Here is a 13,532-nt window from a genome sequence, read left to right as displayed (position 1 = left end):
GCGGGTCGGCTCAGGCGGGTCGCTGCGCCCAGGCCGCGAGGGCGCGGCCGACGTCCCGGATGGCGTGCACGGCGGCCCGTTCGGTGCTGGGCCCGAGCGCCACGTCCCAGTGCGCGACGACCGCGTAGGCCACCCGGCGGGCGCCCACGATGACGCCCGCGTCGGCCCGTACCCCGGTGTCCGTGCCGGTCTTGTTGGCGACCAGCAGGCGGCCGGGCAGCGGCGCGGGGAAGCCGGGGGCGAACGGGTCGTGGTCGATCAGCGCGGGCACCAGGCCGTGGTCGGTGTTGGCGCGCATCCAGCCGAGCAGCCGGGCCGAGGCGGCCGGGCCGGCCAGGGTGCCCCGGACCGCGAGGGCCACCAGCCGGGCCAGGTCGCGGGCGGTGCCGGTGGCGAAGACCGGCGGGACGTCCGGCCCGCGCTCGTCGCGCACCCGGTCGTGCAGGGTGAGCCGTTCAAGTCCGAGCTCGCGCGCCAGCCGGGCGGTGGCCGGCAGGCCGACCAGCCGCAGCAGGGCGTTGGTGGCGGTGTTGTCGCTGACCGCGGCGGTCAGCCAGGCCAGGTCCTCCACCGTCCAGTCGGGGCGGCTCAGCCGGCCGAGCAGGCCGGTGCCGCCGGTGACGTCCTCGGGGAGGATCTCCACCGGCTGTCCGGCCGTCAGCTCCCCGGATTCCAGCCGCCGCGCGACCTCGGCGAGCAGCAGCAGCTTGGAGGCGCTGGCGACGGGCAGGACGACGGTGTCGTCCACCCCGACCGCGCCGGCGTCGACTCCGCGGTCCGCCTCGGCGGCGTCCACGTCGACGGCGGCCACCGCGAGGGTCAGCGGCAGGGCCGCGGAGCTGCGTGCGGCGGCGGCCACCTGGGCGAGGCTCATCGGACCCGCACCACCTCTCCGGCCCGGATCGCGGTCGGCCGGCCGCCGCGCACCGCGACCCGCCCGGCCACCACGACGGTCTCCACGCCCACCGGCGGCAGCAGCGGCCGCTCGAAGGTCGCGCCGTCCAGGACGGCCGCCGGGTCGAGCACCACCAGGTCCGCGACGGCACCGTCCCGGACCACGCCGCGCCCGGCCAGCCGGAACCGTTCGGCGGGCAGGCCGGTCATCTTGTGCACCGTGAGCTCCAGCGGCAGCAGCCCCTGTTCGCGCCCGTAGTGACCGAGCACCCGGGCGAAGCTGCCCGCCCAGCGGGGGTGCGGGCGGCCGGGTTTGGGCACCCCGTCCGAGCCGATCATCGACAGCGGGCTGGCCAGCACCCGGCGGACGTCGTCCTCGCGCATCGAGTGGCTGATGATGGTCACCTCGCCCTGCGCCTCCAGCAGCAGGTCGCAGACGAGGTCCACCGGGTCGGTGCCGCGCTCGGCGGCCAGGTCGGCGATCCGGCGGCCCTCGGCCGTACGGCGGGCGGGCGCGGCGGCCACCGAGATCAGGTCCCAGCCGCCGTTGCCGACGGTGTTCTCCCAGCCCTCGACGCCGTGCGCGATGTCCGCCCGGATCCGGTCCCGCACCTCCTTGCTGCGCAGCCGCTCCAGCAGCGCGGCCGGCCCGCCCTCGCTGGTCCACGGCGGCAGCATCGCGTGCAGCACGGTGCTGCCGGCGGTGTACGGGTAGACGTCGCAGAGCACGTCCACGCCCTCGGCGCGGGCCTGCTCCAGGCGCGGCAGGGTCCGCAGGGTGGCGCCCCAGGCGTGCCGCCCGGCGGTCTTGTGGTGGGAGACCTGGAGCGGGGCGCCGGAGCGCACCGCGATCTCCAGCGCCTCCTCCAGCGCCTTCTCCACCTGGGACATCTCGTCGCGCAGGTGCGTCACGTACGGCTTGCCGTGCCGCGCGGCGACCTTCGCCAGGGCCACGATCTCCTCGGTGTCCGCGTAGACGCCGGGCGGGTAGATCAGCCCGGTGGAGAGTCCGGCCGCGCCCTGGGTCAGCGCCCGGTCGAGCAGCCCGCACATGGCGGCCAGCTCCTGGTCGGTGGGCGGGCGGTCCTCGAAGCCCATCACTCCGGCGCGCAGCGTGCCGTGGCCGACCAGCGAGGTGATGTGGTTGCGGCGCAGTTCGGGCCGCTGGCCGGCGGCGAAGGCGTCGAAGTCCTCGGCGGGCAGCACCGGTCCGAGGCCGAAGGAGACCCGCAGGTGCTCGGCCAGTTCGGGCAGCCGCCCGGGCAGTGCCGGGAACAGGCTGATCCCGCAGTTGCCGCTGATCTCGGTGGTGACGCCCTGGAGCAGCGGGGCCAGCCGCAGTTCGTCCAGGGCGTCGCCGTCGGTGTGGGTGCCGCCGCCGAAGGGGGCGGCGAGCGCGTCCGAGTGGGTGTGGACGTCGATGAAGCCGGGGGTGACGACCCGCCCGGTGACGTCCAGGGTCTCGGCCGCGGTCACGGCGGTGCCGGGCGGCAGTACGGTGACCCGGCCGCCGGCGACGGCGAGGTCGGCCGGGCGGGCGGGCGCCCCGGTGCCGTCCACCAGGGTGGCGCCGCGCAGCAGCAGGTCGACCGGGGTCGTGGTCACGTCCGCTCCCATCAGTCCCATCGCTCCCATCAGAGCACCGTCGAGAGGAAGGCCCGGGTGCGGTCGTGCCGCGGGGCGGTGAACACCTCGGCCGGGCTGCCGGCCTCCACGACGGCACCCTGGTCCATGAAGACGACCCGGTCGGCGACCTCGCGGGCGAAGCCCATCTCGTGGGTGACGACGATCATCGTCATGCCGCTGCGGGCGAGGTCGCGCATCACGCCGAGCACCTCGCCGACCAGCTCCGGGTCGAGCGCGGAGGTGGGCTCGTCGAAGAGCATCAGGGTCGGCTCCATGGCCAGCGCCCGGGCGATCGCCACCCGCTGCTGCTGGCCGCCGGAGAGCTGGGCCGGGTGGTGGTCGGCGCGGTCGGCCAGGCCGACCCGGGCGAGCAGTTCGCGGGCCCGGCGCTCGGCCTCCCCGCGGGGGCGGCCCTTGACCGCGATCGGGCCCTCCATGACGTTCTGGAGCGCGGTGCGGTGCGGGAAGAGGTGGAAGCGCTGGAAGACCATGCCGATCCGCTCGCGCTGGTGGCGGATGTCGCGCGGCCGGCGCTCGCGCAGCCTGCTGCCGGAGGCGCCGTACGGCTCGTAGCCGACCGGTTCGCCGTCCACCTCGATCCGCCCGGCGTCGATCTTCTCCAGGTGGTTGAAGCAGCGCAGCAGGGTGGACTTGCCGGAGCCGGAGGGGCCGATCACGCAGAGCACCTCCCCCGCCCGGACCTCCAGGTCGATGCCGCGCAGCACCTCCAGGTCCCCGAACCGCTTGCGCACCTTCCGGGCCGACAGGACCACCTCGGCGGCCGGCTTCCCCAGGTCCGTGGTCGTCACTTGACCTCCCCCTTCTTCACGCGCTTTCCCGCTCCGCCGCGCCCCGGGCGCAGGTTGGCCAGCACCCGGCGGTGCAGCGCCGGCGGGGCGCCGGCCGGGTTGAACCTCCGCTCCACCGCGTGCTGGGCGACGCTCGCGATGGTGGTGAGCACCAGGTACCAGATGGACGCGACGATCAGCAGCGCGATCACCTCGAAGTTGGCGAGGTAGAGGTGCTGAGAGACGGTCATCAGGTCGGCGCCGGCGATGACGGAGACCAGCGAGGTGGTCTTCAGCATCGAGATGAACTGGTTGCCGAACGGCGGGATGATCACCCGCATCGCCTGCGGCAGCACCACCCGGGTGAGGATCTGCCGGTTGGACATACCCAGCGAGGCGCCCGCCTCGCGCTGCCCGGGGTCGACGCTCTGGATGCCGGCCCGGACGATCTCGGACATGTAGGCGCCCTCGTTGATCGACAGGCCGAGCAGCGCCGCCACGAAGCCGGTGATCAGGGTGTTGGACTGCCAGCTGACCAGCTTGGGCCCGTCGAACGGGATGCCGATGCTGATCTCCGGGAAGAGCAGCGCCAGGTTGAACCAGAAGATCAGCTGGACCAGCAGCGGGGTGCCGCGGAAGAACCAGGTGTACGCGCCGGCGGTTGTCCGCAGCACCGGGCTGTCGGACAGCTGCATCACCGCGGCCACCACACCGATGACGATGCCCACCACCTGGGAGATCAGGGTGAGTTGGACGGTCACCCAGAGTCCTTCCAGGATCACGCCGTCGAACTGGTACTTGGCGACGATGTCCCAGTGCAGGTTGGGGTTGACGATGACGGTCCAGGCGAGCCAGACGGCGACGAAGGCGGCCGCCAGCACGGCGAACCAGCGTGCCGGGCGGGGCCGGCCGGTCACTTCGAAGGCCAGGTCGTCGTCGACGGGGCCGGCGGCGGCCGTTCGGGGTGCCGGGGCAGGCGTCGCGGGCGCGGGCGTCGCGGGGTCGGCGGGGATCCCGGGGTCTCTCATGTCGGTGCTCATCTCGTCGGTGCCGCCGTTCTCACTGCGCCGCGTTGACGGTGGCGCGCTCCACCGCGCTGCCGCCGACCTGGTAGGTGTCCAGCACCTTGCGGTACTCACCGTTCTCGATCAGCTCCTGGAGCGCCTTCTGCACCGCGTCGCGCAGCCCGGCGTCCTTCTTCGCGACCGCGATGCCCCACGGCGCCGTGCCGTACTGCTCCGGCAGCACCTCGTAGGAGCCGCTGTTCTGCACGAACATCTGCGCCACCGGGTAGTCCACGATCGTGGCGACGGCCCGCTCGCTGTCCAGCTGGAGCAGCCCGGTCGGGGCGTCCTCGCTCTGCGAGATCGCCATCCTGGTGGCGCACTTGGCGTTCTGCTGCTCGCCGATCTCCAGGTTGGAGCTGCCCTTGGCGAGGACCACCTTCTTGCCGCAGAGGTCCTCGATGGACTTGATGCCCTCGGGGTTGCCCTTCTTCGTCATGATCACTCCGCCGGTGCGGAAGTAGTCGACGAAGTCGACGGCCTGGCGGCGCTGCGCGCTGTCCGTCATGGAGGACATCACCAGGTCGTAGCGGCCGGCCTGGAGGCCGGGGATCAGGCCGTCGAAGGAGGAGTTGGCGAGCTCCAGCTTCAGCCCGAGCCTCCCGGCGACGGCGGCGGCGAGGTCCGGGTCGACCCCGGTCAGCTCGGTGGTGCCGGTCTTGTACATCTCCATCGGCGGGTAGCCGACGGAGGTGGCCACTCTGAGCACGCCGCTCTGCTTGTTCTTCGCCGGGAGCAGCTCGGCGGCGCTCTTCCCGGAGTTCTGTCCGGCCTGCGCCGCGCCGGCGGCCGGGGAGCCGCCCTGGTCGGAGCGCCCGCAGGCGGTGGCGGCCAGGACGACCAGGGACAGTGCGGCCAGACAGCGCAGGGAACGGGGGCGGTTCATCGGCTACTCCCTCGGGCGGTGACGGTGCGCCGATGCTGGCAGCCGGGTCCGGGTGAACGGAAGATGATGAAGCCATTGCTGCCTCACCAACGATTTTGGTACGGCTGACCGCCCTGTCCTGCGGACTTCCGGCCGTGCCCGACCGTGCCCCACCAGCCGGGTCGACCGGTCAGCCGTCAGCCGGTCAGCCGGGTCAGCCGGTGAGCCACGGGGCCTCCGGCAGCTTGGCGTCCGCCTGCCGTCCGGTGAGCTCGACGGTGGTGGGGGTGCCCAGCCCCGGCATCCGCATCGTCACCCTGCGCAGCCCGCCGTCGCCGTCGACCCAGTAGGTCAGCGGCGAGCGGGCGCCGTCGGGCGCGGAGCCCTGGGCGCGCGGACCGGCGAAGCGGTCGTAGCCCTTGCCGTCGATCCGGTCCCGGCCCAGCCAGCGGGCCCCGGACTGGGCGAGCAGCAGCGGGTTGTCGGGGCGGTCCGCGCCGAGCTGGACCAGCAGGTTCAGTCCGGCGTCCAGCGGGTCCGCCGTGTAGGTCCGCGGTGACCAGCCCTGGCGCGGGATGCGCTCGGCCTGCTGCCAGGCCGGGGCATCGGTGGCGGGGGCGGTGGCGGTGTCGGTACCGGCCCGGTCGGGGGCCAGCCCGAGGCCGCCGGTGTCCCAGACGATCAGGCCGTGGTCCAGCGGTCCGCTCGCGCCGGTGGTCCGGTAGCGGCCGACCCCCCGGTGGTTGCGGTAGTCGACGACCCCGTCGACCCGGATGGTGACGCCCCCGCCCTCCTCGGCCGTGAGCGTCACCGCCACCGGGCTCGCCTGGTAGAGGTTCAGGCGCGACAGGGCGAGCCGGCCGGCCTCGTCGGTGGTCACCGGGCGTTCGACGGCCTCGTCGGAGACCGTCCGGTAGACGGCCACGCCGCCCGCCGCGGCGCCGCACACCACGATCGCGATCAGGGCCTTGAGCCAGTGGGACCGCCGTGGTCCGCGGCCTTCGGCCTTCGTCCTGCGGGGCATGCAGCCGCTCCCTTTCCTCGGTCGGACACGACAGTCGGGCGGGCCCGGGGACCAACGGTCCCACGAACCCGCCCGATCGGGCCCGCTGCCGGGCCCCCTTCACGTACCCCGCGCGGGGCTAGCCGCGCCGGGCGGCCTTGCGCCTGCGGGCCATCAGCACCGTGGCGGTGCCGAGGGCGATCAGCGCCGCCGCGCTGGTCAACACGATCGGCATCCCTTCACCCGCACCGGTGTTGGGCAGGTGCCCGGACGCCGGGGGCACCGGGGCCGGGGGCACCGGAGCCGCCGACGTCGGCGCCGGGGTCGGCGTCTCGGTCGGGGTGGGTGTCGGGGTCGGCGTCGGGGTGGGGATCAGCTTGTTGACGGCCGTCACCTCCACACCGGCGTCGAGGTTCGCCGAGGTCAGCTTCAGCGGGCCGAGGACGGTGACCTCCGGCGCCGCGTAGCCGTCCGGCGGGCTCAGCTCCTGCCAGTAGTACGTCCCCGGCACGCCGGTGCCCTGGCAGATGCCGTCGGCGCCGGTCGTGCAGGGCTCACCGACCTTGGTGTCGGGCTTGTCGCCGGTCGGCTGGAGCCCGTCGGTCCCGTTGGTCTCGTGCCACAGCTGGAACTTGGCGCCGGCCAGCGGCTTGCCGTCCTGGTCGTGCTTGACCAGGCGCAGCGCACCCTCCTGCAGCCGGAAGCCGAAGTCGTAGGTGTGGTCGTTCTCGCCGGGGCCACCGGTGGTCAGCGCCCGCTCCGGGAACCTGCCGTCCTTCGGCACGATGCCCTTGGAGTCGATGAAGTGGTTGTCACCGACGTCGTGGTCGGTCGGCACCCACTGGAAGAGGGGGCCGTCCTTGGCGTAGTCCGCCGGGTTGTCGAGCTTGATCGTGTACTTGGTCCTCGGCTTGAGGCCGCCCTCGACGTTGCTGTCGTCGAAGTAGTACTCGCCGCGCTTGGTCGTCTTCGTCGTACCGACGAGCTTCCCCGTCTCGTCGTACAGGTGGACGGTGGCACCCGGAACCGGCTTCTGGCCCGGCAGTTGGAGGCCGCTGCGCTCGGGGTCGTACCAGACCCGGTTGCCGATCTGGAGCGGCGCCTGGTCGCAGAGCACCTCCAGGTCGCCCATCGCGGCGCCCTTGCCGAACGGCGGGACGCCCGGGGCCGTGTTGAGCCGCACGCCGCCGTCCGCCTTGCCGTCGCGCTTCTGGAAGGCGCTGCCGTAGCCGAAGGCCTTGCTGTCGCTGTCGTAGCCCGAGATCGCGATGGAGTCCTCGACCTTCGAGAACGCCATCCCGGCGTTGGCGGGGTTGTTGTGGCCGATCCGGCTGTTGTCGAAGAACCGCTGGCCCCGGGTGGTGGACCCGCAGCCCAGGTTGGTGTCCAGCACGTAGGTGCCGTTCACCGGGCAGGCCTTGAGGAGGTCACCACCGGGCAGGACCATGGAGCCCTGGCCGGCCGTCGGGCCGGCCGCCGACTGGTCGCCGAAGCGGTCCCGGAAGGCGAGCAGCATCGAGCCGTCGGTCTCGAACGCGATCTCGGCCACCGCCGGCTCGGGGTTGGCCAGGTAGTTGGCCCCGCAGGCATGGCCGTTCTGGGTGGTCGGGAAGGTGTCCTGCCACGGGAACCAGCTGGAGCCGGGGCACGGGGTGCCGACCGTGTTGCCGCGCGGGTAGTCGAGCGGCTGGTTCAGCACCGCCGACTTGAACGCGCCGGTGGCCAGGTCGAACGGCAGCACCACGGCCCGCAGGTCCGAGGCCTTGCCGGTGGACTCGCCCGAGCAGACGCCGCCGAGGAAGCCGGCGCCGTCCTGGAGGCCGAGGCCGTACGGACGCCAGTCCCCCGGCGCCGGGCAGCCCGGGTCCGGGATGGCGTAGGCGGCCTTGGGCGTGGCCGCCGTCGCCGCGGTGGCGTCGTAGCGGTAGAGCTTGCGGTCGTGCAGGTTGACGACGAAGAGGTCCTTGCCGTCGTCGGTGATCTTGATGCCGCCGAGGCTCTCCTTGCCCGCCGCGGCCAGGAAGTCGTCGTCGTTGCCCGGGCTGTGCGGGGTGGTGCCCGCGTCCGGGACGGTGGCGAACAGCGTGGTCTTCTTCGTCGCCCAGTCGGTGACGTAGATCCCGCCCGGGCCGCCGGGGCCGTAGCTGGTGGTCCGCTTGGCCTGGGCCGAGGAGAACACCCGCCGGTCGGCCTTGTTCCAGGCGATGCCGTACAGGTTCCCGGTCTGCCCGGCCGTGGCCACGTCGGTCAGGGTGAAGTCGGCACCGGCCGTTCCGCGGGATTCGTACGGGAAGGACACCAGCGTGTGCTGGGCGTCGCCCTCCCGGGGCGGGTTCTGACAGGTCGACACCAGCGGCGCGTTCTTCTGGCAGTAGTCACCCGGGCTCCAGAGCCCGGTGGTGATCTCCACCTTCTTGCCGCCGGAGAGGTCGACGAACTCCTCGTTGGAGCTCAGCTTGTTCGCCCCGCCGTCCAGGCCCTCGCGGGAGGCGAAGGCCGGGTAGAGCACGCCCGGCTTCGGATTCACCACCTGGACCCGGTACTTGCCGCCGGTCAGCTTGCTCGCGGCCGGTGCCAGCGTCACCGTGCCGTCCGCCGCCGTGGTGCCCTCGACGGAGGCCCCGGCCTCGTCGGTGAGCGTCACCTTCACGCCCGCCATGCCCGATTCCAGCCCGGGCGTCCACACACCGTCGGTGTCCACGGCCCGGATCACGTGGACCGCCACCGTGCCGTCACCGGTCTGGGGGAAGGCCGGAGGGGCCGCCGCCAGGGACCAGGATCCGGCCAGCACGGCCAGCGTCACCGCGCCGCCCGCGGTGCGAAGGCCCGCGGCACGGCGGCCGGGTGGGCCCGTCCGCCGCCCGCCGGGGCCGCGCGCGGCACCGGCGGTTCGTTCACTTGTCGTCGTCATCCCTGCTCTCATCGTCAAGTTGGGCCTGCCGCCCGACCTCATGAGCGAGTTCGAGAGTGGCGGAAAGCCGCCATTGTTAACGGGAGCTTAAAGGGACTTCACACAAGTTCGCCGGGGAACAGGGAACTTTGACCCGTCATCAGGCGTTACGAGGCCGTCACGACCGTTCGGCCGGCCCTCGCCCGCACCCGGCTGACCAGCGGGGACCGTCCGACCACGCCTCGCAGCAGCCGATCGTCGCCCTCCCACGCCGTTGACCGTCGAACACGCTTCCCGCCGGAACCCCGCACATCCGCCCCGACCCAACCACCCCAAGCACAACGTGAGCAACGATCGCGCACCGATTGGCCCCGGCGCGGGGCGGGCTGGCACGATGTCCGAATGCGCATTCTGGTCATCGGCGGCACCCGCTTCATCGGTTTCCACTTCGCCGAGGCGGCCCTGGCAGCCGGGCACGAGGTCACGGTGCTGCACCGCGGCCGTTCCGGCGCCGGGCTGCTCCCGGACGCCACCCACCTGATCGCCGACCGCGACGCCGACCTGTCCGCGCTGCGCGGCCGCAGCTGGGACGCCACCGTCGACCTCTGTGCCTACTTCCCGCGCCAGGTACGGGAGTTGGCAGCCGCTCTCGATCCCGGCGCGGCCGGGCGCTACCTGCTGGTCTCCTCGCTCTCGGTGTACGACGCCCCGGCCGCCCCGGGCTTCGCCGAGGACTCCCCGCTGCTCCCCGCCGACGGCCCGGAGGCCGCGGAGGTCACCGCCGAGAGCTACGGCGTCCTCAAGGTCCAGTGCGAGCGTGCCGCCCGGGAGGCCTTCGACCCGGAGACGCTGCTGATCCGCCCGACGTACGTGATCGGCCCCCGCGACTACACCCACCGCTTCGACCACTGGGTGCAGCGCCTCGCCCGGGGCGGCGAGGTGCTCGCCCCCGGCCGGCCGGACGCGCCGCTCCAGGTGGTCGACGTCCGCGACCTCACCGCCTGGATGCTCGGCCTCCTCGCACAGGGCGCCTGCGGCGCCTACCACGCCGCCACGCCGCCGCCGTTCGGCATGGGCGACCTGCTGGACGCCGTCGCCGCCGCGGTCGCCCCGCCCGGCACCACCCTCACCTGGGTGTCCGAGGACTTCCTGCGCGCCGCCGGCGTCCCGGAGCGTGCCCTGCCGCTGTGGCCCGCCGCCCCGGAGATCCGCGCCACCAGCACCGCCGATCCGGCCGCCGCCCTCACCACCGGCCTGACCCTCCGCCCGGTGGCCGAGACCGCCCGCGACATCCGGCCGTTCGAGCCCCTGCCGGACGCCCTGACCCCGGAGCGGGAGGCCGAACTCCTCGCCGCCTGGCACCGGCGGCAGGCCTGAGGGCCACCGTCGCCACCGCCGCCGCAGCCACCACCGCAGCCACCGGCGTGGGGCCGACCGCCGCCCCGCAGCAGCCGGTCCGGCCCCGGCCCGGACATCTCCCGGGCCGGGGCCCACGCGCCGCTTCCGCACCGCTTCGCCCCCGCGCCGCTCGGCCCGCGAGACCGGTCAGCCCGCGACGGGCGGGTTGAGCCGGGCGAAGGCCTCCTGCCGGCGGTACGGGAAGTACGGGTACGGCGCGGTGCGCGCGCTCGCCGCGTCCAGCCGGGCCACCTGGTCCTCCGTCAGCGCCCAGCCGACCGCGCCGAGGTTCTGGCGCAGCTGCTCCTCGTTGCGGGCGCCGATGATGACCGAGGAGACGGTCGGACGGCGCAGCAGCCAGTTGATCGCCACCTGGGGGACGGTGCGGCCGGTCTCGGCGGCGACCTCGTCCAGCGCGTCGACCACCCGGTACAGCAGCTCGTCCTCCACCGGCGGGCCGTAGTCGGCGGTCTCGTGCAGCCGGCTGCCGTCCGGGAGCGGCTGCCCGCGGCGGATCCTCCCGGTGAGCCGGCCCCAGCCGAGCGGGCTCCAGACCAGGGCCCCGACGCCCTCCTCCCGGGCGAGCGGCATCAGCTCCCACTCGTAGTCGCGGCCGACGAGCGAGTAGTAGACCTGGTGGGCGGCGTACCGGGGGCGGCCGTGCCGGTCGGCGAGGGCGAGGGACTTCATCAGCTGCCAGCCGGAGAAGTTGGAGACGCCGGTGTAGCGGATCTTGCCGGCCCGGACCAGGTCCTCCAGGGTCGCGAGCACCTCCTCGATCGGGGTGCCGGCGTCGTAGGCGTGCAGCTGGAAGAGGTCCAGGTGGTCGGTGCCGAGGCGGCGCAGCGCGTCGTCCACGCTCCGCACCAGCCGGGCGCGGGAGGTTCCGGCGTCCTGCGGGCCGTCGCCGGTGGGCAGTCCGGCCTTGGTGGAGATCAGCACCTGGTCGCGGCGGCCGCGGATCGCCTGGCCGAGCACCTCCTCGGAGGCGCCGTCGGAGTAGACGTCGGCGGTGTCGAAGAGGGTGACGCCGGCGTCGATGGCGATGTCGAGCAGCCGACGGGCCTCCTGGACGTCGGTGGTACCCCAGGCGCCGAACAGCGGGCCGCGGCCGCCGAAGGTGCCGGTGCCGAGACTGAGCGCGGGCACCTTGAGCCCGGACGCGCCGAGCCTGCGGTACTCCATGTCGGTGGCGATGGTCATGACGGTTCTCCCCTCGGAGCCCCTAATGGGACTCCCGTTCCGTTAGGATGCTCTGAACCTAGCAGACCCCATGCTTCTAATGGAACAGGAATCCCGTTAATGGCCGTCGAGCCCTCCACGCCCGAGCCCTCCACGCCCGGCACGGTCCGCCCCGGCGGCCGGACCGCCCGGGTCCGCGCCGCCGTCCTGCGCGCCGCCGAGGACGCCCTGGTCGAGCACGGCTTCAGCGGCCTCGACCTCGGCGACATCGCCCAGCGGGCCGAGGTCGGCCGCACCACCGTCTACCGCCGCTGGGGCAGCACCACCGCCCTGGTCGCGGACCTGCTCGCGGAGATGGCCGAGCAGTCGCTGCCGCGCACCGACAGCGGCTCCCTCGCCGGGGACCTGCGGGCCAACGCCCGGCTCGTCCAGCGCACCCTGGCCGACCCCCGGCAGGGCGCGCTCTTCCGCGCCGTCATCGTGGCGGCGACCTGCGACCCGGACGCGGCCGAGGCCCTGCGGCACTTCTACCGGCGCCGGGTCGAGGAGTGGGCGCCGTGCGTCACCGCGGCCGTCGAGCGCGGCGAACTCCCGCCGGACACCGACGGGTCCGAGGTCGTCCGGGCGGTCTCGGCGCCGCTCTACTACCGGATGCTCACCACCGCGGAGCCGCTGGACGAGGCGTCCGCCGACCGTGCGGCGGAGGCCGCCGAGGCGGCGGCCCGGGCCGGGGCGTACCGGCGCCGGGACGCGTAGGGCCGGTACGCCCCGGACGCGAACGGCCGCACAGCGCCGAAGCGTTGTACGGCCGTCGGGCCCGGGTGGGCCCAGGTGGGCCCGGAAAGGGCCGGGAGGGCACGGGAAGGGCCGGGAGGGGGCGAGAAGGGCCCGGGGCGTCAGCCCTCGTCCGGGTCCTCGTACTCCTCGCGCAGGTTCTCCAGCAGGCCCACCCAGAGGTCCGACTCGTCCGGCCCCTGTCCCGCCGCGGCCACCAGCGCGGCGAACTCGTCCAGCGCGGCCCCGGCGTCCCCACCTCGGATCCGGCCCTCCAGGCGGGCCAGCAGCCCCAGCGCGCCGATCACCTCGGGCAGCGAGTCGGCCGCCCGGCCGCCGTAGCCGCTCCCGTGGTCCCAGCCGTTCGGGTCGTAGATCCGTACGGCGCCGGTGTCGCCGGCCACCATCAGGTGCTGGTCGTCGAACGTGCCGACGCAGTACCCCCAGTTGCTCGGCGGGGTGTCGTCGTCCGGTGTGCGCTCGCCGAACAGCTCGTCCAGGTCCGCCTCCCACATCCCGCGCTCGGGCAGCTTCGCGGCGTCGAAGCCGAGGAATTCCAGTTCGACGGCCGGCGCGCCGACCTCGGTCAGGAACACCCGGGCCTCCTTCGACGTCAGCCGCTCGGGCAGCGCCGCGGGCTCGGGCCGCCACAGCGTGCCGGGGCCGAAGCAGGACTCCAGCCAGGCCGCGTCGGGGTTCCGGACGGCGGCCGTCAGCTCGGCGTCGGCCGTGGTCATCGGTGCGTCTCCCCCGGTCGGAACGGTACTCCGGCGCCATTCAAGCGCACCGCTCCGACGGCGAGGGCCGCCGGGGGTCGCCCCGACGGCCCTTCCGGGGCTCCGGCCCGACGGCCTAGAAGAAGCCGTCGTCCTCGTAGTAGTTGTTGACGACGACCTGCGGGTCGTCGTCGAAGGCCTCGTTCAGCAGCGCGCCGCCGACCAGGCCGGCCGCGCCGGCGCCGATCAGCGCGCCGGTGCCGAAGCGCCGCCCGCCCTGGGCCTGCTGGCCGGGCACCTGCGGCTGGCCCTGCTGGACCGGCTGCTGGACC

General features: G+C 74.0%; 11 protein-coding genes. 2 read left to right on the top strand and 9 right to left on the bottom strand.

Features of this window, described 5'->3' with window-relative positions:
* Positions 1–10: 10 nt before the first annotated feature.
* The 7 genes from ACWGKU_RS01625 to ACWGKU_RS01595 all read right to left on the bottom strand — a co-directional run bounded on the left by ACWGKU_RS01625 (position 11) and on the right by ACWGKU_RS01595 (position 9,151).
* Positions 11–874, bottom strand: a complete 864-nt coding sequence (locus tag ACWGKU_RS01625; protein WP_452178931.1) for a serine hydrolase — start codon at positions 872–874, stop codon at positions 11–13.
* A complete protein-coding gene (locus ACWGKU_RS01620) occupies positions 871–2,499 on the bottom strand; it encodes an N-acyl-D-amino-acid deacylase family protein (RefSeq protein ID WP_452178930.1) in 1,629 nt (542 codons plus the stop codon). Before ACWGKU_RS01620 ends, ACWGKU_RS01625 begins: the two co-directional genes overlap by 4 nt.
* Before the next feature lie 29 nt (positions 2,500–2,528).
* The gene (locus tag ACWGKU_RS01615) at positions 2,529–3,329 is read right to left on the bottom strand and encodes an amino acid ABC transporter ATP-binding protein (protein WP_452178929.1); all 801 of its coding nucleotides are present in this window, start codon (positions 3,327–3,329) and stop codon (positions 2,529–2,531) included.
* Positions 3,326–4,336 (bottom strand): amino acid ABC transporter permease, encoded by a 1,011-nt coding sequence (locus ACWGKU_RS01610; RefSeq protein WP_452178928.1) that lies wholly within the window; start codon positions 4,334–4,336, stop codon positions 3,326–3,328. Before ACWGKU_RS01610 ends, ACWGKU_RS01615 begins: the two co-directional genes overlap by 4 nt.
* A gap of 31 nt (positions 4,337–4,367) precedes the next feature.
* Complete coding sequence (locus ACWGKU_RS01605; protein WP_401051175.1) at positions 4,368–5,258, bottom strand: ABC transporter substrate-binding protein; 891 nt, start codon at positions 5,256–5,258, stop codon at positions 4,368–4,370.
* 193 nt (positions 5,259–5,451) lie between these two features.
* On the bottom strand, positions 5,452–6,261 hold the full coding sequence (locus ACWGKU_RS01600) for a hypothetical protein (RefSeq protein ID WP_359900257.1): 810 nt from the start codon (positions 6,259–6,261) through the stop codon (positions 5,452–5,454).
* Positions 6,262–6,379: 118 nt separating this feature from the next.
* Entirely contained in the window at positions 6,380–9,151 is a 2,772-nt protein-coding gene (locus ACWGKU_RS01595; RefSeq protein WP_452191307.1) for an SdrD B-like domain-containing protein, read from the bottom strand.
* A gap of 381 nt (positions 9,152–9,532) precedes the next feature.
* On the opposite strand from ACWGKU_RS01595, the gene ACWGKU_RS01590 reads away from it, so the two are divergent.
* Complete coding sequence (locus tag ACWGKU_RS01590) at positions 9,533–10,507, top strand: NAD-dependent epimerase/dehydratase family protein (RefSeq protein WP_401052400.1); 975 nt, start codon at positions 9,533–9,535, stop codon at positions 10,505–10,507.
* Positions 10,508–10,675: 168 nt separating this feature from the next.
* Here the strand turns inward: ACWGKU_RS01590 and ACWGKU_RS01585 are convergent, their stop codons facing one another.
* Positions 10,676–11,713: an aldo/keto reductase gene (locus tag ACWGKU_RS01585; RefSeq protein ID WP_401052404.1), complete on the bottom strand. Its 1,038-nt coding sequence runs from the start codon at positions 11,711–11,713 to the stop codon at positions 10,676–10,678.
* Between the two features lie 117 nt (positions 11,714–11,830).
* On the opposite strand from ACWGKU_RS01585, the gene ACWGKU_RS01580 reads away from it, so the two are divergent.
* Entirely contained in the window at positions 11,831–12,466 is a 636-nt protein-coding gene (locus ACWGKU_RS01580; protein ID WP_401052402.1) for a TetR/AcrR family transcriptional regulator, read from the top strand.
* A 140-nt stretch (positions 12,467–12,606) separates the two neighbouring features.
* On the opposite strand, the gene ACWGKU_RS01575 is transcribed toward ACWGKU_RS01580, so the two are convergent.
* Positions 12,607–13,221, bottom strand: a complete 615-nt coding sequence (locus tag ACWGKU_RS01575; RefSeq protein WP_401055298.1) for an SUKH-4 family immunity protein — start codon at positions 13,219–13,221, stop codon at positions 12,607–12,609.
* Positions 13,222–13,532 lie beyond the last annotated feature (311 nt).

Source organism: Kitasatospora sp. NPDC054768, from assembly GCF_053612025.1.
The sequence above is the reverse complement of the archived record's forward strand: the minus strand, read 5'-3'. Positions and strand labels throughout refer to the sequence as shown.